The 2,729-nt window shown below is 62.1% G+C and carries 4 protein-coding genes; all 4 read right to left on the bottom strand.

The annotated features are described in order from the left end of the window. Positions 1 to 7: 7 nt before the first annotated feature. Positions 8 to 697 (bottom strand): sigma-70 family RNA polymerase sigma factor, encoded by a 690-nt coding sequence (locus tag NW819_RS11420; RefSeq protein ID WP_414375574.1) that lies wholly within the window; start codon positions 695 to 697, stop codon positions 8 to 10. A gap of 75 nt (positions 698 to 772) precedes the next feature. After that, complete coding sequence (locus tag NW819_RS11415; RefSeq protein ID WP_414344038.1) at positions 773 to 1,390, bottom strand: ABC transporter permease; 618 nt, start codon at positions 1,388 to 1,390, stop codon at positions 773 to 775. Then, positions 1,387 to 2,355, bottom strand: coding sequence for an ABC transporter ATP-binding protein (locus tag NW819_RS11410; protein WP_414330555.1), 969 nt, complete (start codon positions 2,353 to 2,355; stop codon positions 1,387 to 1,389). The genes NW819_RS11415 and NW819_RS11410 overlap by 4 nt, the downstream gene beginning before the upstream one ends. Positions 2,356 to 2,381: 26 nt before the next feature. Continuing rightward, a partial coding sequence (locus tag NW819_RS11405; protein WP_414413811.1) for a glycine betaine ABC transporter substrate-binding protein occupies positions 2,382 to 2,729 on the bottom strand: 348 nt, incomplete at its 5' end.

Genomic DNA, 2,729 nt, shown 5'->3' with positions numbered 1-2,729 from the left:
CGTCCCGCTAACGCGAAAGGACGCGGTCCCGCTGACGCGAGCAGAAACCCAGAAGGGCGCGCAGGGATCCCCGCAATTTGCAGAGAGCTTGGCGAGAGCGGGTCTTAACCGTCCCCAACGGGATCCCCAATTGGCGAGCAATGTCCGCCTGGCTCAACCCTTGGTAATAGAGCAACTCCAGGATCTGCCGCTGGCTTTCGGGCAGTTGGCCGAGGGCCGCTTGCACCGCTTGCCGCCGCTCCTCGATGGAAACCTGCTCAAAAGGGAGCGGGATCTTGCTATGGGACTCCGTTCCGTCAACACGAACGGCGCTGAGAATGGTCTGCCAGCGTTTCAAAAGAAGTTGGTGGCTGCCCTGAGAACGCAGACGGTCAATGGCCCGCGAGCGGGTCAGGATGCACAAAAAACTGCTCAGGGATCCCCGCCGCTCGCGCGACTCGGACGGAGTCCTTGGATCACAGCCAACCTTGCGCCACAGCTCGACAAACACCTCCTGAGTCAGGTCTTCTGCCTCGGCCACGTGGCCCAGGATCTTGAAGGCCAGCCCATAGACCAAGCCGGCATAGCGATCGTAGAGCGCAGCCAGAGCAGCAGGTTGCCCCGCCTTGAGCGCTTCCATCAGCTCCCAATCGGCGCGGGATGACCAATCTCTCACCCGCTCACGCCAGCGGGACGGAGTCCCTGGTTGCTCACCCATGCTACACCCAGCTTCGCCCCACAGAACTATACACAGAACTACAGAGAAGACCGACCTGCTCGAAAGTTTATCCCCTCAGCCACGACGGGCCGCCCATTCCAGGCTGAGCAAGGCTGTGTTCACCAGCAAGGCCAGGGATCCCACCGCCAGGGATCCGGCCCAGATCTTGTCGTAGCGACCGGCCTGGGCAATGCCATCGAACAGCAGGGTTCCCAGTCCCCCTGCCCCAAACTTGGCGCCCACGGTGGCAATGGCAATGGCCACAATTGCCGCCAGCCGCAGCCCTGCCAAAACAATGGGCAGCATGAGCGGCACCTGCACCTGCCACCACCGTTGCCAGAGGTTCATCCCCATGCCCTTGGCAGCTTCCAGGATGGCAGGCTCGACCGAGCGCAGGCCCACGCAAAAATGGCGCACCAAGATCACCTGCGTGTAGATCACCATCGCCACCACCACCGAGCGGGCATTGAGGCCAAGCCAGGGCACCAACAAAATGATCAAAGCCAGGCTGGGCACTGTGTACAGGATGCTGAGGATCCCCATGACCGGCAGGGCCAACCAGCGCACGTGGTGAACCAGCAGAGCCAGCGGCACCGCCAACACCACCGCCATGCCCAAGGTCATCCCCACCATCGCCAGATGCTCTTGGGTGAGCTGCCACATCAGGCCGGGGTGGTTGAGGAGATAGCTCACGCGGATCCCCCCTCCAGCATGGCCAAGCTGCGAATGTGATCCAAGGTCAAAACGCCGATGGCCCGCCCGTCCTCCCACACCGTCAGGGCTGCCGCCCCTGTGCGCAACAGCAGGGACAAGGCTTGCCGCAAAGTGGCCTGGGGCCTCACCATCGCTCCCTCTTGGATTTTGTGGTTGTGCGGGATCCCGGCCATCGCCGTTTCCACCCGCAGCACACTCAACTGCCGTACCATGTCATCTGCCCCCAGCAGTTCCCTGACAAAGGGAGTAGCCGGCTGGGTGAGCAGCCGAAAGGGAGTGTCGAACTGCACCACCCGCCCCTTCTGCATCACCAAAATGCGATCCGCCAGGCGCAGCGCCTCTTCCACATCGTGGGAGACGAACAGGATGGTTTTTTTCAATTGCCGTTGCAGGCGCAGGATCTCCTCTTGCAGCTTGCTGCGGGTAATGGCGTCGATGGCCCCAAAGGGCTCGTCCATCAGCAGCAGCCCTGGATCCCCGGCCAGCGCCCGCGCCAGCCCCACCCGCTGCTGTTGTCCACCCGACAGTTGGGCAGGGTAGCGGTTTCTGTACTCATGGGGGGGCAAATTAACCAAGCTGAGCAGCTCGTCCACCCGCTCGCGGATGCGCTCCTTCGCCCATCCCAAAAGTCGCGGCACCACCGCCACATTCTGGGCCACCGTCATGTGGGGAAACAGCCCCGATTGCTGGATAACATAGCCGATCCGCTGCCGCAGAGCCGTGACGGGAAACTGGCGGATATCCCGCCCGTCCAAGCGAATCTGCCCCTGGGTGGGATCCAGTAGGCGATTCACCATTTTCAGAAGGGTGGTTTTGCCGCAGCCAGAAGGCCCCAGGATGACCACCAACTGGCCCGATTCTATGGAAAAACTGCACTCCTCCACAGCCGGCTGGGAACTGTGGGGAAAGCGCAGCGATACCCGCTCGAACTCGACGGTGCTCACCTCAGGGTCTCATGCAACAGGCAAGGTTATTTCTTGAGAATGCCGGCTTCCACCAAGAAAGTTCTGGCCACCTCCGCCGGCTCCTTGCGGTTGCCGCTCACCTCGTAGTTCAACCGCTGCATCACCTCGTCCGTCAGCAGGGGGGAAAGGGCATTTAAGGCAGCGGCAATGCCGGGGTTGGCCTCTAGGGTGTCCTTGCGCACCACCGGCGCCACCTGGTAGGGGGGGAAAAGCTGCTTGTCATCCTCCAGCAGCACCAGGTCAAAGGCGGCAATTTCTCCATCGGTGCCGAAGGCCACTGCCACATCCGCTTCCCCATTGACCAAGCCCTGGTAGCGGAGGCCGGGATCCACTGCTTTGTAGGCCTTGAGCCG

The sequence above is a fragment of the Synechococcus sp. R8-2 genome (assembly GCF_047461715.1).
Lineage (GTDB): Bacteria > Cyanobacteriota > Cyanobacteriia > Thermostichales > Thermostichaceae > Thermostichus.
This window is presented reverse-complemented; position numbering and strand designations above follow the sequence as displayed.

What these genes read in the sequence shown, in the direction of transcription:
- NW819_RS11420 (WP_414375574.1), bottom strand. Translation starts at nt 697, where the DNA reads ATGGGTGAGCAACCAGGGACTCCGTCCCGCTGGCGTGAGCGGGTGAGA.